The sequence below is a fragment of the Psychromonas arctica DSM 14288 genome, from assembly GCF_000482725.1.
Taxonomy (GTDB): domain Bacteria; phylum Pseudomonadota; class Gammaproteobacteria; order Enterobacterales; family Psychromonadaceae; genus Psychromonas; species Psychromonas arctica.
Genome location: NZ_AXWP01000001.1, coordinates 152,265 through 178,932, shown reverse-complemented (window position 1 = coordinate 178,932; position 26,668 = coordinate 152,265). Strand labels below are relative to the sequence as shown.

At 36.6% G+C, this 26,668-nt stretch carries 22 protein-coding genes; 14 read left to right on the top strand and 8 right to left on the bottom strand.

Annotation, left to right across the window (positions count from 1 at the left end; all coding sequences use genetic code 11):
* Positions 1 to 10: 10 nt before the first annotated feature.
* From H592_RS21230 to ptuB, 7 genes are all read left to right on the top strand, one after another.
* Entirely contained in the window at positions 11 to 928 is a 918-nt protein-coding gene (locus H592_RS21230; protein WP_051368841.1) for a pyridoxamine 5'-phosphate oxidase family protein, read from the top strand.
* 223 nt (positions 929 to 1,151) lie between these two features.
* Entirely contained in the window at positions 1,152 to 1,502 is a 351-nt protein-coding gene (locus tag H592_RS0100755; RefSeq protein ID WP_245600343.1) for a metalloregulator ArsR/SmtB family transcription factor, read from the top strand.
* Positions 1,503 to 1,611: 109 nt separating this feature from the next.
* On the top strand, positions 1,612 to 2,613 hold the full coding sequence (locus tag H592_RS0100750) for an ArsJ-associated glyceraldehyde-3-phosphate dehydrogenase (RefSeq protein ID WP_028867048.1): 1,002 nt from the start codon (positions 1,612 to 1,614) through the stop codon (positions 2,611 to 2,613).
* A 28-nt stretch (positions 2,614 to 2,641) separates the two neighbouring features.
* Positions 2,642 to 3,892 (top strand): organoarsenical effux MFS transporter ArsJ, encoded by a 1,251-nt coding sequence (arsJ, locus tag H592_RS0100745; protein WP_028867047.1) that lies wholly within the window; start codon positions 2,642 to 2,644, stop codon positions 3,890 to 3,892.
* A gap of 634 nt (positions 3,893 to 4,526) precedes the next feature.
* A complete protein-coding gene (locus H592_RS0100740) occupies positions 4,527 to 5,474 on the top strand; it encodes a retron St85 family RNA-directed DNA polymerase (protein ID WP_028867046.1) in 948 nt (315 codons plus the stop codon).
* Complete coding sequence (gene ptuA / locus H592_RS0100735) at positions 5,467 to 7,092, top strand: retron Ec78 anti-phage system effector ATPase PtuA (RefSeq protein WP_028867045.1); 1,626 nt, start codon at positions 5,467 to 5,469, stop codon at positions 7,090 to 7,092. The genes H592_RS0100740 and ptuA overlap by 8 nt, the downstream gene beginning before the upstream one ends.
* Positions 7,079 to 7,864, top strand: coding sequence for a retron Ec78 anti-phage system effector HNH endonuclease PtuB (gene ptuB, locus H592_RS0100730; protein ID WP_028867044.1), 786 nt, complete (start codon positions 7,079 to 7,081; stop codon positions 7,862 to 7,864). Before ptuA ends, ptuB begins: the two co-directional genes overlap by 14 nt.
* 1,064 nt (positions 7,865 to 8,928) lie before the next feature.
* Here ptuB and H592_RS0100720 read toward each other — a convergent pair.
* From H592_RS0100720 to H592_RS0100705, 3 genes are all read right to left on the bottom strand, one after another.
* Complete coding sequence (locus tag H592_RS0100720; protein WP_028867042.1) at positions 8,929 to 9,312, bottom strand: 3D domain-containing protein; 384 nt, start codon at positions 9,310 to 9,312, stop codon at positions 8,929 to 8,931.
* Positions 9,313 to 9,361: 49 nt separating this feature from the next.
* Complete coding sequence (locus H592_RS0100715) at positions 9,362 to 10,189, bottom strand: DUF2914 domain-containing protein (RefSeq protein WP_084296164.1); 828 nt, start codon at positions 10,187 to 10,189, stop codon at positions 9,362 to 9,364.
* Between the two features lie 377 nt (positions 10,190 to 10,566).
* On the bottom strand, positions 10,567 to 11,610 hold the full coding sequence (locus tag H592_RS0100705; RefSeq protein ID WP_028867040.1) for a GMP reductase: 1,044 nt from the start codon (positions 11,608 to 11,610) through the stop codon (positions 10,567 to 10,569).
* A 506-nt stretch (positions 11,611 to 12,116) separates the two neighbouring features.
* On the opposite strand from H592_RS0100705, the gene H592_RS0100700 reads away from it, so the two are divergent.
* The 4 genes from H592_RS0100700 to H592_RS0100685 all read left to right on the top strand — a co-directional run bounded on the left by H592_RS0100700 (position 12,117) and on the right by H592_RS0100685 (position 16,979).
* A complete protein-coding gene (locus H592_RS0100700; protein ID WP_028867039.1) occupies positions 12,117 to 13,466 on the top strand; it encodes a PTS transporter subunit EIIC in 1,350 nt (449 codons plus the stop codon).
* Between the two features lie 92 nt (positions 13,467 to 13,558).
* Entirely contained in the window at positions 13,559 to 14,497 is a 939-nt protein-coding gene (locus H592_RS0100695) for a carbohydrate kinase family protein (protein WP_028867038.1), read from the top strand.
* Between the two features lies 1 nt (position 14,498).
* The gene (locus tag H592_RS21225) at positions 14,499 to 15,941 is read left to right on the top strand and encodes a glycoside hydrolase family 32 protein (protein ID WP_051368839.1); all 1,443 of its coding nucleotides are present in this window, start codon (positions 14,499 to 14,501) and stop codon (positions 15,939 to 15,941) included.
* A 24-nt stretch (positions 15,942 to 15,965) separates the two neighbouring features.
* On the top strand, positions 15,966 to 16,979 hold the full coding sequence (locus tag H592_RS0100685) for a LacI family DNA-binding transcriptional regulator (RefSeq protein WP_169727630.1): 1,014 nt from the start codon (positions 15,966 to 15,968) through the stop codon (positions 16,977 to 16,979).
* 794 nt (positions 16,980 to 17,773) lie between these two features.
* On the opposite strand, the gene H592_RS0100680 is transcribed toward H592_RS0100685, so the two are convergent.
* The gene (locus tag H592_RS0100680; protein ID WP_211235597.1) at positions 17,774 to 18,235 is read right to left on the bottom strand and encodes an Lrp/AsnC family transcriptional regulator; all 462 of its coding nucleotides are present in this window, start codon (positions 18,233 to 18,235) and stop codon (positions 17,774 to 17,776) included.
* 126 nt (positions 18,236 to 18,361) lie between these two features.
* Between H592_RS0100680 and H592_RS0100675 the strand changes: the two genes are divergently transcribed.
* Both H592_RS0100675 and H592_RS0100670 read left to right on the top strand, forming a co-directional pair.
* Positions 18,362 to 19,297, top strand: coding sequence for an EamA family transporter (locus tag H592_RS0100675; protein ID WP_028867035.1), 936 nt, complete (start codon positions 18,362 to 18,364; stop codon positions 19,295 to 19,297).
* 187 nt (positions 19,298 to 19,484) lie between these two features.
* Positions 19,485 to 20,474, top strand: a complete 990-nt coding sequence (locus H592_RS0100670; RefSeq protein ID WP_028867034.1) for an LLM class flavin-dependent oxidoreductase — start codon at positions 19,485 to 19,487, stop codon at positions 20,472 to 20,474.
* Between the two features lie 265 nt (positions 20,475 to 20,739).
* On the opposite strand, the gene H592_RS0100660 is transcribed toward H592_RS0100670, so the two are convergent.
* Genes H592_RS0100660 through H592_RS0100650 form a run of 3 tightly spaced genes read right to left on the bottom strand, consistent with a single transcriptional unit; the run spans position 20,740 to position 23,336 of the window.
* Positions 20,740 to 21,546 carry an ABC transporter permease gene (locus H592_RS0100660; RefSeq protein WP_028867033.1) on the bottom strand — a complete coding sequence of 269 codons (807 nt, stop codon included), beginning with the start codon at positions 21,544 to 21,546 and terminating at the stop codon, positions 20,740 to 20,742.
* On the bottom strand, positions 21,536 to 22,306 hold the full coding sequence (locus H592_RS0100655) for an ABC transporter ATP-binding protein (RefSeq protein WP_028867032.1): 771 nt from the start codon (positions 22,304 to 22,306) through the stop codon (positions 21,536 to 21,538). Before H592_RS0100655 ends, H592_RS0100660 begins: the two co-directional genes overlap by 11 nt.
* A 13-nt stretch (positions 22,307 to 22,319) precedes the next feature.
* A complete protein-coding gene (locus H592_RS0100650) occupies positions 22,320 to 23,336 on the bottom strand; it encodes an ABC transporter substrate-binding protein (protein WP_028867031.1) in 1,017 nt (338 codons plus the stop codon).
* Between the two features lie 647 nt (positions 23,337 to 23,983).
* Here H592_RS0100650 and H592_RS21220 point away from each other — a divergent pair.
* Complete coding sequence (locus H592_RS21220; RefSeq protein WP_051368835.1) at positions 23,984 to 25,906, top strand: putative bifunctional diguanylate cyclase/phosphodiesterase; 1,923 nt, start codon at positions 23,984 to 23,986, stop codon at positions 25,904 to 25,906.
* A gap of 235 nt (positions 25,907 to 26,141) precedes the next feature.
* Here the strand turns inward: H592_RS21220 and H592_RS0100640 are convergent, their stop codons facing one another.
* Positions 26,142 to 26,567, bottom strand: coding sequence for a PACE efflux transporter (locus tag H592_RS0100640; protein WP_028867030.1), 426 nt, complete (start codon positions 26,565 to 26,567; stop codon positions 26,142 to 26,144).
* Between the last annotated feature and the right edge of the window lie 101 nt (positions 26,568 to 26,668).

Genomic DNA, 26,668 nt, shown 5'->3' with positions numbered 1-26,668 from the left:
AGCTAATCAAATGAATAAACTAGTGGTCAATAGCTGGCATCAAGGTGAATTATCGGTACAAAAACGTGCGGGTACAGCGCAAAAAATGGCAGAAATTGGCCCTAAATTTATTCGAGAATTTATGCCACAACAACATCGTGATTTTTTTCAATCTCTATCGATGATATATATCGGTTATAGTGATTCAAAGTCGGAAACTCGCGCCAGTCTATTATTTGGTGAACCCGGCTTTATAACTTCTTCCAGTGAAACCACCTTGCAGATCAATACACAATATTCACTTAATGATTTTAATAATAATCATCTTAATGTGGGTGATAGGATTGGGTTATTGGGGATTGAGTTTATCAGTAAAAGGCGCAATCGACTCAACGCGGTGATTACCGATATCAACCAAAAAAATATTCAAGTTAAGGTATTACAAAGCTACGGCAATTGTCCTAAATATATTCAACCTAAAATACTGGTAACGAATCCACATTATGATGCTCAATCAACTAGTTCGACCGTATCACTAACGCAAAACATTCAAGAATTGATAATTAATGCAGATGCCTTTTTTATTGCCAGCCGCTTTGATGATGGACAAGCATTAAATAATCGAGGTGTTGATATTTCTCATCGTGGTGGTGTGCCTGGTTTCATTACCATTAATGAAAAAGGACAGTTATTAGTGCCTGATTACGTTGGTAATGGTTTTTTTAATACCTTAGGTAATTTGTTAGAAAATCCTATCGCGAGTTTATTATTTTGCGATTGGCAGCAGGGACATGCCTATCAAATAGCGGTATCAAGTGAAATTTTGTGGTCAGAGCAAAGCCTGCAAAGTATTCAAGTGAATACGCAGAAAAAAATAGCACGCACACTTTGTTTTACTCCAATTAAAATAGAAAAATTAACCGATAGCTTGGCGTATCGAGTTATTTAATCGTGATGTTTTATTATCTCCTATTTGGTTAAAGTATTAATTAATTCATATTTCTGTCATAGAACCTCCATACTATTTAATCTGAAAAACAGCTTTGTCTCAGCTGAAACGTTAACTTTCTGATATTAAAAAATATTCACGTTTATTATTTCTGAAATTATTTTCTTAATTTTTTCGTTGAAATATTATTCAATTAACTTAATATATATGGATATTCGTATATGTGGATGTAGATATGTTACCCAATCAGTTTTTTAAAATGTTATCCGATGAAACACGTTTACGTTGTTTGATTTTAATTGCGCGTGAAGATCGGGTCAGTGTCGGCGAATTATGTATCGCGCTGGAACAAAGCCAGCCCAAAATTTCAAGGCACTTAGCTATTTTAAGGCAGTCAGGTGTGTTACTTGATCAACGTGAAGGGCAGTGGGTGTATTACAAAGTGAATTCGGAGTTGCCTGGATGGATGCGTAAAGTCATTAGTGGGTTAACTGCATCCAATTGTTTGAAAGCAGAATATCAACAAGATATTGAAAAATTTCAACTTGCGAAACAAATCGCTAAAACAAGTTAGTCGCTAAAAATAACTTAAAATTTAATGGGTAACGCCTGTTTTTAATGCAGGCTAAGTTTAAAACAACTCAATGCTAATAAAAGCTTAATTTATAAAAGTGAGAAATGTAATGACAATTAAAGTAGGTATAAATGGGTTCGGACGTATCGGTCGTTTAGCAATGCGTGCCGCATTTGATTGGCCAGAAGTAGAATTTGTATTAATCAATGATATCGCAGGTGATGCCGCAACATTAGCGCATCTATTAGAATTCGATTCAGTGCAGGGACGCTGGCAGCATGAAGTCACTTGTACGGAAAACACCATGCAAGTTGCCGGTAAATCGATTGCGGTGACGCAGCAGGGTGAAATTGATGCAGTTGATTGGTCCGCTTGTGATGTAGTGATTGAGGCAACGGGCGTAAATCGCGATAAAGCATTATTAGATAAATATATTCAACAAGGCGTGAAACGTGTGGTGGTATCTGCACCGGTTAAACATCCTGACATCGCAAATATTGTCGTCGGTGTGAATGACCATGTGTTTGATCCGCAGTTGTATAAAATTGTTACTGCTGCGTCATGTACGACTAACTGTCTTGCGCCGATCGTTAAAGTTATTCATGAAAAAATAGGTATCAGCAATGCCGCATTTACCACTATTCATGATTTAACCAACACCCAGACTATTCTTGATGCTCCGCATAAAGATCTACGTCGTGCCCGCGCCTGTGGCATGAGCTTGATCCCAACCACAACGGGTTCAGCAAAAGCGATTGTAGAAATATTTCCAGAATTAAAAGATAAAATAAATGGCCATGCAGTGCGTGTTCCCTTAGCTAATGCCTCATTAACTGATATCGTATTTGAAGTCGCGCGTGATACCACAGTGGAAGAAGTTAATCAGTTATTAGCAGAAGCGGCTGACGGTGAACTGGCTGGTATTTTAGGATTTGAAATGCGCCCGTTAGTATCCATTGATTACCGAGGCGACCAACGTTCAACCATCGTTGATGGGTTATCTACCATGTTAATTGGTAAGCGCATGTTAAAAATCTACGCTTGGTACGATAACGAAATGGGCTATGCAACCCGTACCGCTGAGTTAATGAAAAAAGTCGCATTAGCTTAGTCGGCTTACATCGCAGGAAGCATTAGGAATAGTAGCAATGAAGTGGTTTTTAAAGCTTGATAAATCCTTAAGACAGTATCTTTTAGTGACATTTAATTACTGGAACTTCACTATCACCGATGGCGCATTACGCATGTTGGTGGTGTTGTACTTTTATCAATTGGGTTACAGCCCATTAAATATCGCATTATTGTTTTTATTTTATGAGATTTTTGGTGTGGTGACTAACCTCGTTGGAGGTTGGTTAGGTGCAAGGATAGGCTTAAATCGCACCATGAATATCGGTTTAGGTATGCAAGTGTTTGCTTTGTTGCTACTTACCGTCCCCAGTGAATGGTTAACTATCCCTTGGGTGATGATGGCACAGGCCTTGTCCGGTATTGCCAAAGACCTGAATAAAATGAGTGCCAAAAGTTCCATCAAAACCCTTATTCCTAATAACCAACAAGGTAAGCTTTATCATTGGGTTGCGGTACTAACTGGTTCTAAAAATGCTTTAAAAGGCGCAGGATTTTTCATTGGCGGTTTACTGTTAACGCTGGTGGGATTTCAAGTGGCCTTGATGATCATGGCGGGTGTATTAGCGGTGGTTTTTGTAATGAGTTTATTGTTCCTAGAAGGGGACTTAGGCAAAGCAAAAACTAAACCAAAATTTAGCCAGATGTTCTCCAAATCAGGCCCTGTGAACATATTGTCAGCGGCGCGATTATTCTTGTTTGCTTCACGTGATGTCTGGTTTGTTGTGGCTTTACCTATTTACCTGGCTAGCATTTTTGGCTGGTCACATTCAATAGTTGGTGGTTTCTTGGCTGCTTGGGTGATCGCCTACGGCATCGTGCAAGGCTTTGCCCCTAAGATCACTGCGTTCTTTGCTAAAGAGGGCTCAGCGCCAGGCGGTAAACATGCCATGTTATGGTGTGCATTATTAGCCGTTGTGACAGGTGTATTGGCAGTAGGCATTCAGCTTGAGTGGCAAGTACAAACATTGATTATCGTAGGATTATTGATTTTTGGTGCGATCTTTGCGATTAATTCATCACTTCATTCCTACTTAATCATCAGCTATGCAAAGCAAGATGGCATGTCATTAGATGTAGGTTTTTACTATATGGCGAATGCCATGGGGCGCTTAGTAGGCACCGTATTATCCGGCTGGATTTACCAAGCCTACGGCTTTGCCGCTTGTTTATGGATAGCTTTTGTATTCTTGCTGATCACTAGTGTGATCTCACTAAAGCTGCCTGTATCGGGTAATAAAGAGCGTAAATTTAACGAGTGAAAATTGCTATTTATTATCTTTAAATAAGGGCAGATGACTTCCATATATTATTAATAAGTTAATATTTATTTAGGTTCGTTTTGATTGTTTGCAAAATAAGAAGTTGTTTTTATTGAAAATAATAAACATGAAAACTCAATAATATTAATGCATCTGTTTTAGTTATAGCAATTTGCTAAATTCTAATAAGATAAATTTATAAAAAGGAGCGACTTGACACTGAATTATTATTGTAAAAGCGCTTGATCAATACAATCATGATTGCGAGTTATCCGGTGCATATCCGGCGGAATAAATTTTGTGACTTTTATTTCTTAAGCTAAAACTAGAGTGCAGTTAACAAAGATTGAATTCATCTATAATGTTTGCTAAATTAGTGCAACTCTTTAGCGTTTTTTGGATTAAATTCAAATGCTTTAATCTAGTTTGGCGTTGCGCCAAACTCTAACTTATTGAGCATATTTATAGTTGCGGAACAAAATTTCTGAACCGCAATACGTTGCTCATACTTCACATCCGCTTACGGATCAGAAATGTTGTTCCGCTAGCTTCTAGGTAAAGAGTCTTAATCACGATGTTGTGAATGCGCATCGTGATTTTCACCCCTAATTGCAAGGTAATACAAGACCTCTATATGGATTTAAATTTATATCAAAGGCTTGAGACAGATAATTGTAATCTTAATAAATTATTAAGCTCTTTACCTTCAACACATTATAAAGTTTATAAGATACCTAAACGAACAATTGGTTTTAGAACAATTGCACAGCCAACTTCTGAGATTAAAGATATTCAGCGTAAGATCATCGAAATACTTTCTCCCAAAGTACAGCTTCATCCAATTGCAACTGCCTACATTAAAGGTCAGAGTATTAAGTCTAATGCATTAAAACACGTTAATTCTGAATTTTTAATGAAAATAGATCTTGAAAATTTCTTTAATAGTATTAATCCTGAAATGTTGATGAAAGCTCTATCCAAACAAAAGGTAGAAATATCTTCAGAAGATGAGAAAATACTTAGAGAGTTGTTATTTTGGAATCGGAGTAAAAGGATAAACGGTAAAGTTGTATTAAGTGTAGGTGCGCCGAGTTCGCCATTTATATCGAATTTAATAATGTATGAGTTTGATAGTAAACTAGAATCTATGTGCACAAAAAGAAAAGTAATTTGTACAAGGTACGCGGATGACCTTACTTTTTCTACTTGTGACAAAGGGGAATTGTTTTCTTTACTACCCGAGATTAGAAAGCTGCTGTATAGAACATTTGGGAATCGTCTTGTAGTTAATGATTCTAAAACTGTTTTTTCATCAAAAAAACACAATAGGCATGTAACTGGGATTACTCTTACTAATAGTAATCGGCTTTCAATCGGACGAGAAAAGAAAAGATATATATCTGCATTAATACACAAATTTAAAAATAAAAAGCTTGATGAGCAAGACATAATGCATTTGAAAGGCTTGTTGTCTTATGCTGTCCATATAGAGGATATTTTTGTTCATAGAATGGGTAAAAAATATGGTTATGAAACTTTGGAAGCGATCAAGAAGTTTTCATTAGGAGAGTGCAATGAATGATTACGAGCCTAGAGGTATTAGAGAGTTAATAAGAAAGTCTAAAGCAGGTCATTATACATCCTCTTATCAGCTTATTGAGATCTACTATGAAGGTATTGCGGGTATTAAGAAGGACTTGGATAAAGCTCAGTATTATAAGGAACTCTTTATTCAGCAATTTACTCATTACCAATTTAGACTTGCCTCAATTAAGTTAGTCAATTTTAAAGGGTTTAATGATTTAGAGCTTGATTTTTCTGTTAATAATAACACAACAGTGTTGGTCGGAAATAATGGGAGTGGTAAGTCTACTATTCTCGATGCAATACAAAAAGTTTTAACCCATATTTCTTCAAGGTTAACAACTCGCTCGTATAATGGTGAACAGATTGATGAAATAGAGATCAACAATAATGCTAATTTTACAACGGTGACTCCAGTATTTTCTATTGATGACCGCTTATTTAAGATGGAGTTGTCACAAAGCAGGGCACTATCAACTCCTAAAGTAAAAAGTAAATATACTGAAATTAATGACTTAGGGAAATTTTTAGGAGAAGCAAATTCCATAGATAAAAAATTCCCTTATCCCTTGCTGGCGTGCTACACGGTGGAAAGGGCAAATGATGTGACGACTAAAGACATAGAAAATTCAGATGAGATATTGGATAGTCATATATGGGATAAATCTAAAGGATATAGCAAGAGTTTAAGTGGAAAGGCTGATTTTAAGTTGTTTTTTAGATGGTATAAAGAACTTGTCGAAGCTGACAATGAAGATAACTCTGAAATCAAGGTATTGAAGGCTAAAATAAAATCAAAAGAAGAAGAGTTTAATAGTCCTTTGCTGAAAGAGCTAATTGCTAATTCTAAAGACTCTGATACTAGCCGGGCTCTGGTCGCTCGGCATCATGAAGACATAAAAAAACTAACGTTTGAATTGAATAATTTTTCAAATTTAACTACACATACTCTGGAATTTGTATCTAAGGCTATTTATATATTTCTGCCCGGATTTTCAAATCTAAAAGTGCAAAGAAAGCCTCTTGATTTAACTATTAGAAAAAATAATAAAGAATTAAGTGTTCTCCAGTTATCTCAAGGGGAAAAAAGTATATTAGCGTTGGTCGCAGATATTGCGAGAAGACTTACACTATTGAATCCTGCTAGTGATAATCCATTAAGTGGAACAGGGATAGTCGCGATAGACGAGATAGATTTACATTTACATCCTTCATGGCAACAAAAAATAATTTCAAGATTAGAGTCTACGTTTGAAAATTTACAATTTATAGTTACGACGCATAGTCCTCAAGTATGTCATACCATTGATAGCGAATATATTTGGTTATTAAAAGAAGGTAGAAAATATCGAGCACCTAAGGGAGTACGAGGAGGGGTGTCATCTTGGGTATTAAAAAACCTTTTTGAAGTAGAAGAAAGACCTCCTGAAGATAAATTTACTCAATTGCTGTCAGAGTATAAAAAACTAGTATATGAGAATGAGTATTCTTCAGAAAGAGCTGTCAGTATTCGTCAAAGATTAAAAGAACACTTTGGTCATGACTATGATTACTTGGTTGAATTAGATATGTATATTGAAAACCGAGAGTGGGAAAAAACCTTTGATCAGAATTAATAAATCTACTGAAGAAAATGCTTTAATTAGGTTTGCATTAAGTGACCCTAATGCAACATGGGATGATTTTCGAGGAATTGATCAAGGTAATCCTTACAATTCAACTAAGAAGTTGTTATTTAAGGAGCAATCTGAACTCTGTGCGTATTGTGAAGTTAGTTTACAAGATTGCAGTGAGAACACTAAAAGGATTGAACACTTTAAATCTAAATCTGGAAACTCTAACCTAGGTGAAAATTTGCATTTAGATTGGTTTAATCTTTTAGGTGTGTGTATTGGTGGTAGTGATTTCAAAAACAAGGAAACTTATGATCTTCCCAAAAACTTGAGTTGCGACTCTCATAAAGCTCGTATCGAAGAAGTAGAAAAAATTGCAGATAAAAACTGGCTTGGAAAAGTATTATTTCCATTGGATTTACAAGAAAATAATAAACTATTTAATTTTGATAAGTCCACTGGTATGTTGATTCCTAATACAGAATATTGCGCCAATAATGAAATTCCCCATAATAAATTTGAAAGTACCTTCCAATTGGTTGAAGAAACGATACGAATTTTTAATTTGAACTGTGATAGGTTGAATAAAGCACGTCTTGTTATTTTTTATGATTTCGAAAGACAAATTAAGATTGCTAGGGGAAAGAGCGATATCAATAGAATAAAATTTTTAGCCTCAAACTGGTATGGTAGACCACCAAAGTCATTTCAGACTACAAGAAATTTTTTATTGCGAGATAATTTGATAACATCTAAAATTATAAATCTAGATTAGAGGTAGCTCTGAAGAGATATCTCTAATCCACTCATCGTTATTTCTTTATCAGTTAAACTGATGATCTGATTAGAGGCTTTTAAGTTTTCTTTCTCTGTTGTTAATACAAAGTAGTTGTGCAAGTAGTTGTGGACACCCACAAACTTTGACTAATATTCAGGCCAATTATGTGAACATCGCCGTCAATGGATGGTGGAACATTAATCAACTCAAGTTGATTTTTAGTATTAATATTTGTGTGCATGTTGCGTTATGTGCTGTTTTCTCAAGGAGGTTGGGCTGACGTGGTATCTTTAATCATAATGGCTTCAATGATTACTTTGTTTTTTACGATCGTCGCGCTGTTCTTTAAATTGAAGTATGTATTAAGCCTTTATGTCATTGGTAATATATTGGTATTTTTTATATTAGATTGGGTTTTACACCCTCTACAAAGTAGCTATATGTTTATTTATAGCCAACTACCAGCATTAATTTTATCTGTAACTGGGATTTATATCAGTCATAAATTTCAACCCCATGTGATTAATAAAGTGAAGCGTATGCAGTTAAAGTTGTTCTGTAGTTCAAAGGAATAAATAACTGGGATCAGATTAAAATTAGATAGTTAAATCTCTAAACTTAGTTTTTGATAAGTGTGGGTCGGCTACGCTCATCATTTAGAATAGATATTTCCAGCTTTGTATTTCGTCCTAACGGCGTGTTACTTTCTTTTACTTGCCCAAAATAAAGTAACCAAAGAAAAAGATACCCAAGCCATCTTTTTGATCTTGTATTATTCAACGTCTTTTTAACGCACTACTCAAAACAGCACATCCATGTGCTGATTTGAGCTATACCTGACGTCCTGTTGAACATAGTACGAAAGTACGGGATGTCCATATATGGAAACTAAGAATTCCAACTAATTATTATCAATAGCTGCATAGGTCGTACAACGGTCGGAGTGAAAGAGACTAATGCGATTAAGGCATACTTTGAACCTTCATTGTCCTAGTTGTGGACATCAATTCCTTTATTAAGTATTCCGAAACAAGCTATCTTATCGCTGAATAGTTTAAATACTAATCTTTATTAATCCAATATATAACCACTTCCTGCTTTCCCCATTGGTTTGCTTTTTCGACATTCTCTCCCATGTAGATATCAATTTTATTGGTCCAACGTTTATTCATTTTATCTAGTACTGTGTATTTTCCATCAAATCCTTCGATTCTTACTTCTTGTTGGTGAGTTAACCCCAATTTTATTAAGTCTCTTGATACTGCGATTGATTTCATTCCTGGTTTCAAGGTATCACCCCATGCCGCTAAGTTTGGTGTTGAATCAGTTTCACCCATAGTTGAGGTATAGGCACTTGCTGTTACCGTTAAAGATTGCTCTGCTTCAGCACAACCCATGATAGAGATGATGCTCATTATGGTCATAAAGTAAAAGCTTGGTTTCATAAAATGTTGTCTCTTGTAAAAATAAAGCATGTGAATCTGCTAAGTAAGTCTAGTAAGTAAACCTATTGATGGCGAGTATTTCATCCTTTCCATTTTGTAGTTCTACTTTCCATTGACCGTGCATTGTTGGCTGAATAAATTTGCTTGAGTGGCTTCTCCAACGATTACCGTTGATATTTAATTTAACTTTGGCAATCTGTTGACCATCAACACTCCAGATATAATAGAGTGTGCTATCTTTTAAGTTTTTAACTTCTGAAAATGCATAAACGGTTGCAATATTATTTTTGAAAATAATATTGTTGATTTTACCAATGGGCTCATTTTCAATAACTGATGAAGCAATAACAAAACGCGTGACATTATTCGACAGTATTTCAACATCAGATTGAGAGAATATAGCCGTATTGGCTGTATTTTCTATGCTCGGTATAGTCGAGGGGACTGATATTGGCTCAGCTTGGGTTAAACTTTTACCTTTATCTTGATTACTGTTATCGGTAGATACTGCAGTTTCGCCGTTTATTGGTTTAGCTACTTGTGCTGTAATTTCAACTTTTTCGATTTTAGCTTTATCGGATATTGTAAAGGAAGGATTGGAAGTTTCATCTTTTTCTACAGCGCTATGAGTGATGTTGTTTGTCGATGTTAACTCTGAGTTACTTGCCACAGGCATTGTCGGGTTTTTATCATTAAGGTTATTTTGCTCGGAATAATATCCACTAGCAAAAATGAATGACAAAATAGCAATGACGACAAGCAACAAAACCCCTAATATTCTCCCCCAATGATAACCATGAGTGTCTTCGTCCTGCGCTATGTTGCTCTGTTTTCGATTAAAGTTAACACGGATGGTAAATTTTTCCGATTCCATCATATTGTTATTCTCACTGAAGTTTGAGAAATAGATTGTTGTATTTAAAATGCGCTTTAAATTCAGCTATTATTTCGGGTTGTTAAAGTATGTTTTGCTTTTATTTTTCTGGTTTATGCAAATGCCTGCATCGCCCAGTGTGCTGACCCATCTAATGTGCGATCAAATATTACGATCAAGCGCTACCATCAAGGACTGCCATAAAAAGTTGCTATCAAACGTTGCCATAGGCGGGTATGTTTTTAAATATCCATAATTGTATATTTGCTGTTTTTTAAGCGCTTTAGCCATATTTATTACTTTTTGGGTGAAGAAGGGGATCACTATGAATACCCTTCTTTGATCACCATAACCCATAACGACTAGGCTCAAATATAACGTTATTCTTTACCGTAAACGTTATTTTCTTGCTCTTGCACGCGAATAAACGTCGTACGTTTAGTCAGTTCTTTGAGCTTAGCGGCGCCTACATAAGTACAGGTGGAACGAACGCCACCCATGATATCTTCAATGGTTGCGTTGACGCTGCCTTTATACGGAAGCATTACTGTTTTTCCTTCAGCTGCACGGTATTTAGCGACACCACCAGAATGTTTTTTCATTGCGCTTTGTGAAGACATGCCATAAAACTTCATGAACTGCTTACCATCCTGTTCAATTATTTCACCGCCGCTTTCTTGATGGCCTGCGAGCATTCCACCTAACATTACAAAATCAGCACCACCACCAAACGCTTTTGATACATCACCGGGGCAACTACAGCCGCCATCACCAATGATCATACCGCCTAAACCATGAGCAGAATCTGCACACTCAATAATGGCAGATAGTTGAGGATACCCAACGCCTGTTTTTACGCGTGTGGTGCATACTGAGCCAGGCCCAATACCGACTTTTACAATATCAGCACCTGCTAAAATAAGTTCTTCAACCATGTCTCCGGTAACAACGTTACCTGCACTGATGACTTTGTCAGGGAACTCTGCTCTAACACGCTCAACGTAGTCAACGAGGTGTTCAGAATAGCCATTTGCAATATCAACACAGATAAAAATGAGGTCATCTGTTAATGCCATAATCTGTTTAGTTTTTTGAAAGTCCGCCTCAGAAGTCCCTGAAGACACCATCACATTATTTAATACATTAGTATCGGTTTTATTAATAAAAGTAGCCCATTCTTCAACACTATAATGTTTGTGAATAGCGGTCATTACATTATGGGAAGCTAGCGTTTCAGCCATCTCAAAGGTTACAACTGAGTCCATATTAGCGGCAATAATAGGTACGCCTGACCATTCACGTCTACTATGTTTAAAAGTATAAGAGCGAGTCAGCTCTACTTGTGAGCGGCTTTTAAGCGTGGATCGTTTAGGACGAAAAAGTACATCTTTAAAGCCTAACTTTAAATCTTGTTCAATACGCATGGTTATTCCTTTTAAGATCAGCCTTTAATAATAATGCCTATGTCTTGATCGGCTAAAAATCGAAACACTAAAAAATGGGCAAAAAAAACCGGGGCATCTGATATTTATCAAAGGCCCCGGTTTTCAGTATTGTACGGTGTAAATTAATTATGGCAACTTATAACATGCTATTAAACAACTTGTTAATTCGTTAATTTGAAGGAGGTAACCTAATATTTACTGAAAAATAATATTTTTTTAACTAGCATAACGTCATTTTTGATTAAATTTTTCTACTTTCGGTTCCGCCTCTCTTATATGTAATGCCCCCCTCAAGATCGAATTTTTATTAATAGTACTCCTTAATATTCAGTGACAGTAAGTGAAAATTTTAAGCATGATAAAGGTGATGAAGTTCATATTATTTAAAATGAAGTTAGCCCGTTATTGATCTTAAAATACAAATATGAAAAGCTTACCACGTTGTGTGAAAAGGTTTTCACATTTTTGTTTACGTGAGGTTACAAATGAATAATGACATCGCAGGATCGTTGCTAAAATCATTGGGCGGCAAAGAAAATATAAGAGCTATGGAGCATTGCTCAACTAGATTACGAATTGTGGTTGATGACAACAGCTTGGTTGATCCCAAAGCAATCAAGAAAGTAGAAAAAGTAGCGGGTTACTTTTTTCAATTTGGCCAGCATCAAATTGTTATTGGTACAGGGTTGGTCAACGAAATTTATAGTATTTTAAAAAATATGGTCGGTGAAACTGACGATAATGCAAAAAGTGCAGCTTACGATGACTTAAATATCTTTCAAAAATCACTGCGTGCTTTAGCAGATGTTTTTGTACCATTGATACCTGTTTTAGTTGCTACTGGTCTATTTATGGGCTTACGTGGATTTGCTCAGCAATTAGGCATTACATTCTCGAGTGACTTGCTTGTTATGTCACAAATGATCACTGATACCGTCTTTATATTTCTACCTGCTCTTGTTGTATGGTCTGCGTTTAATCGATTTGGTGGTACACCGGTTATTGGTATTGTGCTTGGTTTAATGTTGATAGCACCTATGTTGCCAAATGCGTGGGACGTGGCGAGTGGTAATGCTGAAGCACTCACATTTGGTATATTTAAAGTGCAAGGTTTTCAAGGGACAATTATTCCAGCCCTTATCGTTGGTATTTTCGGGTCGTATGTAGAACGTTGGATTAAATCTTGGATGCCATCTGTCGTCGCCCTTGTATTCACTCCATTTTTAACCATTATTATTGCCGTATTTGCTGGGTTGTTAGTTATTGGCCCTGTATTTAATGTTGTAGAACATGGGGTAATGATTTCAGCTGATGCGATTATTAACTTACCATTTGGCCTAGGCGGCGCTATCTTTGGTGGTATTCAACAAGTATTGACAGTGACTGGCTTGCATCATTCATTAATGGTTGTCGAGCTTGACTTCCTTTCTTCCATTAAAGGCGTTAATCCGCTCAATGCTTTCATTACTGCTTCGATGGCTGGGCAAGCTGGTGCAGCTATCGCTTACACTATGACCATTAAAGATAAAAAAGAAAAAGCACTTAAATACTCTTCGATAATACCTTGTTTCTTTGGGATCACCGAGCCGCTACTTTTTGGTGTCACATTAACAAACTCAAAAGTATTTATCTCCGGTATTATCGGTGGCGCAATTGCAGGTACATTTGCTGCAATTACACATATTGCTCCAGCTGTAATGGGCGTTACTTTTTTACCAGCAATACCTGCGTATCTAGGTCACGGGCTAGGAATGTATTTAGCAATGATTGTTATCGGAATGGGAAGTGCAATGATTTTCACTAAAATATTAGTAAGACCAAATACGAATAGATAGGGTGCATGGCTCACTATTTAGTGAGCCATTTTTCTATCCATAGATATTTTTATCAAGCAATAAATAGCTAATATATTTATAAAGGATCAAACATGAAAGTGGTTTGTATTGGAGAGTTGCTGATCGATTTTATTTGTACAGATACAAATAAGCAGTTGCATGACGGTGTTCATTTTATCAAAAAAGCCGGTGGTGCACCTGCTAATGTTGCTGCAACCGTCAGTAAGTTAGGAGGTAAAGCAGAGTTCATCGGAAAAGTAGGAAATGATCCTTTTGGCACTTTTCTAAAGCAGGTGTTAACTGATGCTAACGTCGGAACTAAGGGGCTCTCATTTGATGCTGAACATCCTACCACATTAGCCTTTGTTTCGTTAACTGATGACGGAGAACGTGACTTTGTGTTTAATCGAGGTGCGGATGGAGAGCTTACTCGTACAGATGTATTGATAAAAACTAATCAGTCAGAAATTTATCATTTTGGCTCAGCGACGGCTCTTTTGCCTAGTGTTACACGATATACTTATATCAGTGTTATGGAAGAGTGCTCATCAAAAGGTGAGTTTGTTTCATTTGATCCTAATTACCGTTCAGCACTTTGGTTGAACGAAGATGCATTTAAAGCAGCCGTTCTACCCTGTTTAAAGTGGACACATTTATTAAAAATCAGTGAAGAAGAGTTAGTTCTTTTAGGGGGCAACAATGATAGCTCTATCGGGCTTGAATATTTACATGGGCTTGGTTGTCCTTTTATTCTGGTGACACTTGGAAAAAAGGGAACATTGGTTTCTTATAATAACCTACAAAAAATAGTACCCAGTATTTCTATCAAATCTATTGACTCTACCGGTGCTGGAGACGCTTTTATTGGCGCAATATTATATCAACTAGCAAAACATAAAAAAGTGAGTTTTGATCATTCTGAGTTATGTCAAATGGTGACGTTTGCAAACAAAGTAGGCGCATTAACTTGTACTCAAATGGGGGCAATTTCTGCCATCCCAACATTAGAACAACTAAAGGAAGTAAAATAGTATGGTTGATTTGCTATTAGAGGCAGATATCGCTGCGAGTGCTGCTCACTGTAATATTGAAGATCCATTTCGTCTTAAATACCATATAACCCCAGCAGTTGGTTTACTCAACGACCCTAATGGTTTTATAGAGCATAAAGGTATATATCATCTATTTTATCAATGGAATCCATTTGAATGCGCACATGGAAGTAAGTTTTGGGCACATTGTATTAGTGATGATTTAGTTAATTGGCGTTTGTTACCTACAGCAATGGCACCTGATCAGAATTATGATAAAAATGGTTGTTATTCTGGTAGCGCGTTTGTTAATAATGAAAAGTTGATGCTATTTTATACTGGAAATGTAAAAAATAAAGATGGGACAAGGCTATCAACTCAGTGTATTGCAGAAGCGAATAGCTTAAATGACAAGTTTATAAAAAAGGGGCCTGTGATCGATAGTCCTCCTGCAGGTTATACTGCACATTTTCGTGATCCTAAAATTTGGCATGATAATGGAGTTTGGTACTGTGTCATTGGCGCACAAACGATCGATAAAAAAGGGCAGATATTATTATATCGTTCTATCAATATAAATGATTGGGAGTTAATGGGGCCATTAGCAGGCAGTGGGCTTAATGAATTGGGTTATTTTGGTTATATGTGGGAATGCCCAGATTTCTTTGAACTCGATAATAACTACATTTTGATATGCTCACCTCAAGGGATAGAGAAGGAGGGAGATAAGTACCACAATAAATATCAATCAGGATATTTTATAGGCTCATATAATGTACAAGCTCATGAGTTTAAGCATAATGAATTTATAGAACTTGATCGCGGTTTTGAGTTTTATGCTCCGCAAACTACTACTGACTCAAAGGGACGGCGCTTAATGAGTGCGTGGATGGGAATACCTGAAGAAGATCAGCAACCCACATTAGCGTATAACTGGCTACATGCACTAACACTGGTTCGTGAGCTTAAAATTAAAAATGGTCGTTTATATCAGTACCCAGTTGAAGAATTAAAACAATTACGTCAAAACCAATTGAGTTATCAAGACATTGTAGTTAGCAACTCACAATCATTCACTCAAATACACGCACCTTGCTGTGAAATTGAAATCGAATTAAATGACATTCAGGGGGAATGTGGCGTTCATTTTAATGCTTATGAGCATTACCATATTGACCTTACATTCAACCCTAACAATAGTAAATTAAGTTTAGACCGAAATTCAACACCAAATCAATCAGGTGTACGCAGTTGCACATTGCTATCAAAGCAAAGTTTGAAGTTGCATATGTTTCTAGATAAGTCATCTATCGAAATCTTTGTTAATGATGGAGAAGAAGTTTTTACCAGTCGAGTGTTTCCATTAAGTGAAGCTCGTAATATTAGTATTTACTCCCATGGATCTTGTACAATAACAAAATTTGATAAATATGACTTATCATGAGGTAACAGGTTGACGAAAAGTATTTTGAACCTAAAAGATATTGCTAATCTAGCACAAACATCACCTTCCAGCGTATCAAGAGTGATCAACTCTTCTGGTTATGTAAAAAAAGAAGTACGTGATCGAATCCAAGTCATACTCGATGAAACAGGGTATCGGCCTAATGCATTTGCTAAGGCACTTCATAGTAAAAAAAGTCTTACAATTGGTGTTATTTTACCAAAAATTAATGCAACTTCATCCGGTGAAAATATTGCAGGTATTGATGATTATTTTTCAAAGCAAGGTTATAGCGTTATTCTCGGCAACACGAACCATTCTGTAGATAAAGAATTTGAATATCTTGACTTGTTTAAAGAAAAGCAAGTTGATGGAATCATTTTAATTGCAACAACACTCACCCCTGAACATCAAGCTCGTATTAAACGACTTCATATTCCTATTGTTATTATGGGACAAAAATCGTTAGATGGTACGCCATGTGTTGTGTTTAATGAAATAGAAGCTGCTCAAGAGTTAACCAATTATTTACTCGACAACCAACATCATAATATTGGTTATATAGGGGTTAGCGAGGAAGATATTTCAGTAGGAGTTGAGCGTAAACAAGGGTATTTGAATGCACTTGAAAAACATGGCATAAAGAAAGATGAACGACTACTCAGCATCGGAGCATTTTCTGTTATAAGTGGCTATGATGCTTGCCAGCGTATATTCGAACAATTTGGTTCTGCTCCTGATGCAATATTTGCTGCAAACGATAAGATGGCAATAGGTGCAATAAACTATATTTTGGATCAAGGCCTTTCTATACCTGAAGATGTTAGCGTATGTGGGGTAGGTGGTGGAGTGTTTGCCCAACACTACAACCCAAAAATAACCTCTCTTTTTTATGATTCTAATTCAGCCGGAAGAATAGCTGCAAATTTGTTATATCGCTTGATACAGAGTGACGAAAAAGATTTATTAAAAAACCATATTGAATTCGTTCAATATAAGTTAGTGATCAGAAATAGTGTCAAATTAAACAGTAATTGATTATCCGAAGTTATTACAACTTGTCTACCTAGATCAGCAAGTAGTCTTGTCGTGTTATATCAATAAACACCCTTTAGCAATCAAAATGCATTATTCAGTCGCTCGCTAGGATTTCAAGACAAGGCGTAACATGATGACAATGGCTAGTCCTATCGAATGTTACAATTTAGTCTTGGTTTTCGAGCTAGGGGCCGATACACTGCGCTGAATTGGTCAATATACGTAAAATATACACATAAAAACGACACTTAATCCTGCCATTGATTTCACACTAACTTTGACTAATGAAGAGTCTAACGGATACCGTTCACAAGGCTGATAAGTTATCAAAAGATGCTCTGGTTGTTTTAGTTAAAGCAATGCATCAATAAATGATTAAGTAACCTCGTTGTCGATAAGTAAAGTAAATTGTGGTGTGCGGCCACAAAAAAACCAATAAACATTTTGCATTAGCTAGGATGGCCTGCACTTTGATACTAGGCGGCAGCGCTATAGGAATTATAGATTGTTAATCGCATTATGTTTTCAACTATACTATCGACTCTTTCATTACCATTTCTGGTATGTTTTTTTTGGCTATTCTCTTTTGTCTCAAGGGAATGATTCGCTCGGAAGAACTCGATAAAGTTAAACCTGAAACACTCAAAAGTCTTGGTAAATATAGGTAGATTATCACCGTAATTTTAATCGGGTTAATGATGACACTTTATGGATAATAGTAATATTGCTCCGTACTCCTTGTGGACATGAACCGATGTAAGTTAATGAGCAAGCACTTGAAGATTAATCTGACTTTATTTTTTGTCTGGTGGAATAGGACCATGTGCTTTGGAGTGACGCATCACGACTAAGGTTTTAAAGTTTTTGACACTATTATCTTTATGAAGCACCTGTTGTGTGAATTGATCAAAGGCTTCCATATCTGCTGCGATCACTTGTAAAACTAAATCATAATCGCCTGTTACAAACCATGAGTCGATAATTTCTGGTTGTTTATTTATTCTGCTTAAAAATGCATTGACGATAGTGCTATGATCTCGTTCCAACTCAACCAATAACATCATACTTAATGGCCAGCCCATATTTTTAGGTTTGATGATGGCCATCTCTTTTTCAATAACACCACTTTTGCGTAACTCTCTTACTCGACGATAACAAGCAGGTTCAGATAGACCGATTTGTGCTGCAATCTCCGCAATCGATGCCCTAGCATCGGTTTGTAGTTGGTGAAGAATCTTAAGATCTATGTTGTCCATAATTACAAGGCCTTTTTTAAGTTAATAATGATAATTTTTATCATATTACTCGCTAAATAAACAATATTAATCACTCACTATTGATAAATTTTATCATGTAGATTTTTTAATCAAAGTGAGAAGCCTATGCGTTCTTTAATCAATCAAAATCAAACTCTGTTCGCTGTTGTAGCAATAATAGTTGCGATGCTATCAATCACAGTGGGGGCGTCATTGGCGAAGTCTATATTTTCTTTTATCAAGCCTGAAAGTGTTACTTTTATGCGCTTGAGTATGGCTGCTGTTATGTTGTTCTTTGTATGTCGTGTGTGGGAGGTTAAAATAACAGGTCAAAATATAGGCTCAGTGTTTGTTTATGGTCTCACCATTGCTGGTATGAACTTATTTTTTTATTTGGCCATTAAAACTATCCCCATTGGTGTTGCATTGGCCGTTGAATTAATTGGCCCGTTATTGGTTGCAATCTTATTTTCTAAGCACAAAAGTGATTTTGTGTGGGCGATACTCGCAGCCATAGGTATTTACCTGCTGATCCCTAATGCTTCAAGTAATGTCGTCTTGGATAGTAGGGGGTTAGTGTACGCGGCAATGGCTGGCTTCTTTTGGGGGAGTTATATTATTGTGGGTAAAAAAGCAGGATTTCAACATGGTGTTAAAGCCCCTGCATTAGGGTTAATAGTCGCGTCAATGGCGCTATTACCGGTAGCCATAGATACCTTTTCTTTAAGTGATATGAGCATTGAAATAATGGGATTATTGATTGCCATTGCATTGTTATCGAGTTTAATCCCTTTAGTTTTGGAGATGCAAGCATTACGGCATTTACCGACCAAAACCTATGGTGTACTCACAAGTGGGGAGCCTGTTTTAGGTGCACTGGCAGGTTTTTTTATTTTAAATGAGCAACTTGTTATTACACAGAGTATTGGTATTAGCATCATTGTGTTTGCCTCCATCGCTTCTGTGTTATCGCCTTCGGTTATGACGACCAAGAACGTGGCGCTAAAAATAAACGACAATAATGCAGGAGAAGTCAAACCAGTGGCAGAAAGCTTGAAGTGAGATTGTTGATAAAATAGGAGGGGAATTAATAATTTTCATTTTAATCTTACCCTCGCTATTTTTTAGCTGAGAGTCTTTGTCATTGAAAAGTGGGAATATTTGCTATAACTTGAAATGCTGCTTACAGCTTGATTATGATTGTTATATTTTTGCCGTAATAAGTTTATTTTCATTATGAGGTGGAACATTGTTAGCTAATATCCCTTTTTCATTATTAGAACTTGCGCCGATGCGCGAAGATGCAAGTGTTTCAGAAACACTTCAAAAAAGCACTCAGTATGCGCAACATGCCGATCAGCTTGGCTTTCATCGTTTTTGGCTTGCTGAGCACCATAATATGCCTGGTATTGTTTGTGCTGCAACATCGATTTTAATTGGTCATATTGCCGGTAATACCCAAAAAATCCGTGTGGGTTCAGGTGGTATTATGTTACCCAATCACTCCACCTTAGTTGTCGCAGAGCAATTTGGTACTCTAGAAAGTTTATATCCAGGACGAATTGATTTGGGGTTAGGTAGAGCACCGGGCAGTGACCCAGTAACTAGCCAAGCATTAAACAGTGATTTACGCCGTGCAGATAATTTTCCTGCTGAAGTGAGTGAGTTACAACAGCTGTTAGGTCCCTATGATGGGAAGCATGCAATTCGCGCTATACCCGGTGAAAATACAAATGTGCCGCTGTGGTTGTTAGGCTCTAGTTTATTTAGTGCACAATTAGCGGCACAAAAAGGGCTGCCTTATGTGTTTGCCGGCCATTTTGCTCCTCGATTTTTGCACGATGCCGTTGCGTTATATCGACGTGAATTTAAACCCTCTGATACCCTCAAAACGCCTTACTTTATGCTGGCATTGCCACTCGTTGCTGCCGCAATCGATGAAGAAGCTGAATATTTATCCACCACTTCAAAGCAACGTGTATTGGCATTAATGCGTGGTCAAGGTTTATGGTTAAAAGCACCTGTTAGTAGCATGGATAATTTATGGAATACACAGGAAAAAGCACAAGTAGATAACTTTTTAAGCCTTAGCGTGATAGGAAGCCCTACGAGTATCAAACACAAACTGGAAATAATCGCACAGCAATTAAATGTCGATGAATTTATATTTACAAATGATCTTTATGATAGCGAAAAACGTCATCAAGCATTGGATATATTGATGTCAATTAAGCAGTAGTTATATAGCCAGATGCTAAGAATCAGATGAATTCTGTTCTCCAGTATGTTCTATTAGGGGATGCTAAAACTTCTCAAGATGGATTCACTGATGGTTTCGAGATTGACGGCGTAACATCTCATGAAGTGAGCGCTGGTATCAGATACAACTTCTAAAGCCATTAATGTATGCCTGTAAAAAGCAGGCATACTATATTAATAAAGCTTAAAATCGGGAATGTATATTTTCGTTTTTAAGCTTAAACACTTTTCTTTAGCTGTGCTCTTTAAGTTCTCCAGCTTAACAGTCTGCGCTCTAATACACCAACAAACCAATTTATAATCACGCCCAACACAGATAAAATAAACACACCTGCAAAAAGACGTTCTAAATCATAAAGTGAGCCTGCTTCAAGTACATAAGCACCGATTCCATAAGTTGCGCCCAGCATTTCAGCGGCAACTAACAGGATGATTGATATTGCAAGAGAGATTCTGAGTCCTGACAGAATACCAGGAAGTGCACCCGGTAATACAATCTTACGCACAATCGAAACCCATGACAGTCCGAAACTTTGCCCCATGCGAATATAACCTCTATCCACATTATCGATTGCAGCATAGGTAGCAACCACAGTAGGAGTGAAAGATCCTAATGCGATTAATGCATATTTTGAACCTTCATCAATCCCGAACCAAATTACAAATAAAGGTAAAAGAGCAATTTTTGGAACCGGAAATAGGGCTGCAACTACGGGCAATGCGCCGGCTCTTACTAGATTAAATAGCCCAATTAATAATCCTACCGCAATGCCTGCCGTTATACCCATTAGCGACCCCATTAGTAAACGGGTTAATGAAGGTAGTAGGTGCTTAAATAAAAGACCAGAATGGTAAAGGTCAACAAGAGTCTGCGCTACGCCAGATGGACGAGGCAATGTTAAGTCTGAAATCCATCCAGTACTTGTTCCCCATTCAAGCAAGGCGATGATAAAAACAAAAACGAGTGGGCCAACAAAAAGGAGCGGTTTATGTGTAAAACCACCTCCTCTGAATGGGACTTCTTTGTTAACTTGATGTTTGTTAGTCGGCATTGATAAGCTCCTTGTCGGCAAGCAATGCTTCTTCTCGCATCAGGTTCCATAGGTATTTTTGTTTTTTATCTAGTTCATCTGTGTGGTTTTTTCTTTCATTTAATGGAATGTCGATCGTGACAACTTCGCTAATCGTGCCGGGCCTACGACTGAGTACGACAATTTTGTGGCCAAGGCGTACCGCTTCACTTAAATTGTGTGTCACATAACAAGCAGTAAATTTTTCTCTATCCCAAAGCGAAACTAAGTCATCCATCAATAATTCACTCGTTTGACTATCTAGTGCTGAAAGTGGCTCATCCATCAGTAAAACCGCAGGGCGAACACTTAACGCTCTGGCAATGGCGACTCTTTGTTTCATGCCACCACTGAGTTGTTTGGGCATTGCGTTGGCAAATTCACTGAGTTTGGTTCTAGTGAGCACATCATCCACAATATTTTTTATTTCTTTTTTACCAATGCCATGATCTTCAAGCACCAGTGAAATATTGTCATACACATTTCGCCATGGCAGTAGCGCAAAATCTTGAAATATATAGGTGAGCGGGTTAATGGAGTTTTCTGGTGGGCTCCCAATTTGTGTTACTTGACCACTGGAAGGCTTTTCTAAGCCCCCAATAAGTCTCAGTAATGTTGACTTGCCACATCCTGAAGGGCCAACTAAGCAAACAATCTGATGTTGATTGATTTCAAGGTTTATATTTTCTAGCACATTAACGTTGGAGTAACTATGCGAAATATTGTTGATATGTAAGTTCATAAATGACTCTAATTTAGTAGCTATCTACATAACGAGGATCCACTAACATATCCATTGTTATATTACTTTTAACCAACTTTTCTGTTTTAAACCAATTTAATTGATCCTCGATACTGGCGATGTTTAATTTTGCACCTTGATTAAGTCGCATTGCCCCATTGATGATAGAAGGAGCGGCTTTGTCATAAGGTTTATCGCTGTAAACATACTTGTGAATTAATGTAACCATGTCTTTAGAGGCTTGTTCGCCGGCACTTTTGTCAACCAGTGCAGCATTGAAATCAGCGCCTCCCTTTGAAAATGCACTAAGAAATGATTTAACCAGTTCTGGTTTGTTTCTAGCCGTGTTAGATGAAGTAAAAACGGTGGTGACTTGGTAGTTGGGAATATAGTCTGACATGTTACCAATCAACATAATATTTTTATTTTTAATCAGTTCTTTAGCAATGTGAGGTACCACCGTCCAAGCATCAATTTGTTGGGTTTTTAATGCGCCAATAATAGCCCCAATCTTTTGGAGTGGTTTCATCTTAATATCTGAGTCTAAAAAGCCTTCTTTTTGTGCTATTTTATGTGCCATATAATGAAAAGATGAGCCAGTTTGAGTGATGCCAAAGGAATGCCCTTTTAAATCTGCAGGTGTTTTAAGCCCCGCGTCATAGGCTTTTTTAGAAGCCAGGATCATTTGCCCATCGATACCATCCTCTTCATTTAATACGCCACCGATCACTTTTATAGCGCCTTTTCCTGCTAGGTTAATCAACCCACCAGAAACCGCTGTGATACCAAAATCGACATCCCCAGAAGCGATAGCGATGGCCATCGGTTGTGCGGCTTTAAAAAATTTAAATTCAACATCCAAACCCGCTTCTTTAAAGTATCCGCGTTCATAAGCGACAAAACTCGCCGCATGGGATGTCCAACGTAGTGCTCCAACCCGTATTTTTTCACTGGCTTGGGCTGCATTTATACTTAAAATAAAGGTAAGTAGGCCTAAGAGAAGTGAGCTTTTATTTATTTTTCCTATCATGGTAACCCTTAATATTAGAGTGATTTATCTATTTTTAGCGAACCTATCTAGAAAACCTATCTAAATAAGTAAATTAAGTAAATTAAGTAAATTAAATAGATAACTTAATTTATATGTGAAAGATTGGATGGTAAAAATGATGACTTTGCTATATCAAAAATTAATTTATTTTATATTAATTTACAATACATTAAACGCGCTTCATTGAGTTATTTGATAGTCGATCAAACTTATTAACTAAGTATCCGTTGCTGTTGTTTTAAACTGTGATGCTTAAAACAGATATTATGGTTCGATATTTTTAAGTATTTCCAGTTCAGCAACTGTGATTATTGAAGCAGAGGGGAAATGGTTATTGAAATAGAGAATAAGCTGTCAATGAGATAGAGAGTACTCAGTACTTTTCCCCTAAGCGAGTATTAGTTGACTTAATATCAATTAATGAATATTGATACCGGCTTGTTTACTGAGATAACTTTATTTGAGCAGCACTGCATAAATAGTACTGTATGGAATTATTTACTGGGTCGAGTTGTTTAAAATTTGTCCTTTTATGATGTTAGCCTAAACTTACATCATCATAATTTGGGCTTTATTAATAACCCCATTAAATATTAAAATAAATTCAAACAACAAGTGGACTTTTAATGACGATTAATAAACAACTCTCTATTTTAATGCTGCTTATATCGTTATTTTCTATTATTGTTGTCGCCTGTGCTTTTAAAATTTCAGATGCCGCAAGATTCCACCAACTTAATAGCCAACACTTCAATTATATCATCGAACTCAATGAGCTTATTGCTCGTTACCCTAATGCATTGCCAGAGACAGAAGCACTTAAAGCCGTCGTAATAAAAATTCAAGATCAGCCTGAAGCCTGTGTTGCACTACCTAGCAGTGTTGATCGTTTTTTAATGAGAATGATTAATGCTGAAAGTATCATCACCATTTGTAAAAAAGATATTAAAATAGCGGACGATTTATTAGAAAGCATTAAGTTGTTTGAGCTGGGGTTGATCACACCATCAGCAATGAAAATCGACCTTAATATAGGTAACAAAAAATTTAGAAGTAACTCAATCGAGTTTATTGGACCGGTTGATAAATTGAGTTACTTTATTGTCAAAGCCTCAACGATGACGACAGTGATATTATCGATTTTTCTTTTTCTAATGGCTCTGACCATTGCGCAAGCGATTTTAAAAGTGGTTAAAAGAATGCAAGAAACAAAAGATAAACTCGTTATTAGCGAAGAAAAAAATAAACAGCTTGCTCATAAAGATTCATTGACTGGATTGCCAAATCGAAATGCCTTAGACAAACAAATAAACAAAAATATTTTGATGTCCAGTATTGAAAAATTTGCCGTTTTTTTTATTGACCTAGACCGCTTTAAAGATGTGAATGATACAAGGGGCCATGCTCAAGGCGATAAATTACTGAATATAATCGCTAATCGTTTAGAGAAAGCGATGGAAGATAATGGTTATGTCTTTAGGTTCGGTGGCGATGAGTTTGTTGCTATCGTGAATTTTTCGACTGTTCAACATGACGTTGAAAAAATGGCCTCACAATTCATCAAGACGATTGCTGAGCCAGTCTTATTAGAAAACACCGATGTTTATGTTACTGCTAGTCTTGGTATTTCAATTTATCCAAGTAATGCAGATGATGCAGAATCTTTAGTTAAGTACGCTGATACAGCAATGTATGAAGCTAAAAAAGAGGGTAAAAACCAATATCTATTTTATCAGGATGCTTTTAGTCAAGAATATACTCGCCGCTTATCTTATGAATCACAATTGAGATGTGCAATAGAGAAAGATCAATTACATATTGTTTATCAGCCTATCGTTAATCTAAATAATTTTGCTACTCAAGGCACAGAAGCTTTACTGCGCTGGCAACTAAACGAAGAGACGATGGTATCTCCAGATATCTTTATTCCTATTGCTGAATATTCAGGGCAGATCATTGAGATAGGAGAGTGGGTATTGAGGAATGCTTGCCAACAGAATAAATTATGGCGTGAGAGTGGTGCGAGTAAGTTAAATATCGCGGTGAATGTTTCCCCTTATCAATTATTTAATCCCCATTTTCCTCAATTAGTACAAAAAATACTGGCTGAGTTTGATATACCACCACATTGTTTAGACCTCGAGATTACAGAAAGTATGACTGTTTCTGATAATGCGGTTTTTTTGAGAACATTAAATGAACTGTCAGAGATGGGCGTTAGATTGTTGATGGATGATTTTGGTACGGGCTATTCGTGTTTGAGTTATTTAAGACAACTTCCCTTTGACGTATTAAAAATCGATAAGAGCTTTGTCAGTGATTACGATACGATAGCCTCGACTATTATTGCCATGGGCAAACAACTAGACATGAAAATTATAGCCGAAGGGGTAGAAACCCAAAATAGCTTGGATACTCTTACACAACAACAGTGTGATTTTGCCCAAGGCTATTTTTTCCAACGCCCAATTTCAGCAGAGCAGCTCGACGTATTTAAAATATATAACAATCTAAAAAGCACTCATAATACGCATGATACAGCTTATTAAACTTTAGTTATTACATTCTAGTTATTACATTCTAGTTATTGGATCTAATTTATTAATTCTAATTTATTGTAGTCAAGTAACTAACAATTTAATTTACTAAAAATCGGTTTTTATTAATGGTGAGTGACTGTTAATAAAGGTCTTTGTTAATGATGGATATTTGTGTTTTACCCTGTTTTGTAATCTACAAAAACAGGGTGTTTTAGTTTAGCTTAGTTTGTTAACGTTAATCTTGCTAGCTTAGTATGGCAGGTACACGCACAATAAAAGCTCTGGTGTGGTCATAGATTAAGTTATACAAAAATGCATAAATTGTAATGCAAATAGTGACGCTAATATCCATCATAAGTGCTTGCCAGAAACTGATGTTCAACATCAATGCGATCACAGGGATAGTTACCACTAATAAACCCGCTTGAAATATGATCGTGTGAACAATGCGTAATGGGACTGTTCGTTTTGTTTTATCGCCTGTCACCATTCGGTCAAAACCCCAGTTATAGATAAAATTCCATGTCATTGCAATCGTTGCTACAACTATCATTGTTCCTGATAGTGATTCTGCATCATGGTTTGTAAATATGGTCAGTATAATAATCGCTAATGCGACCGCTAACACTTCAAATAATACAGCATGAAAGATACGTTCAATCGGTTTCATTCTCTAACATTCTCTCTTTAAATTTGTTGATGTAAAAGGCTCCTACACTTGCAGGATAATTAATTATAGTGATATCTATCACACAATAAAATTAACAGCCA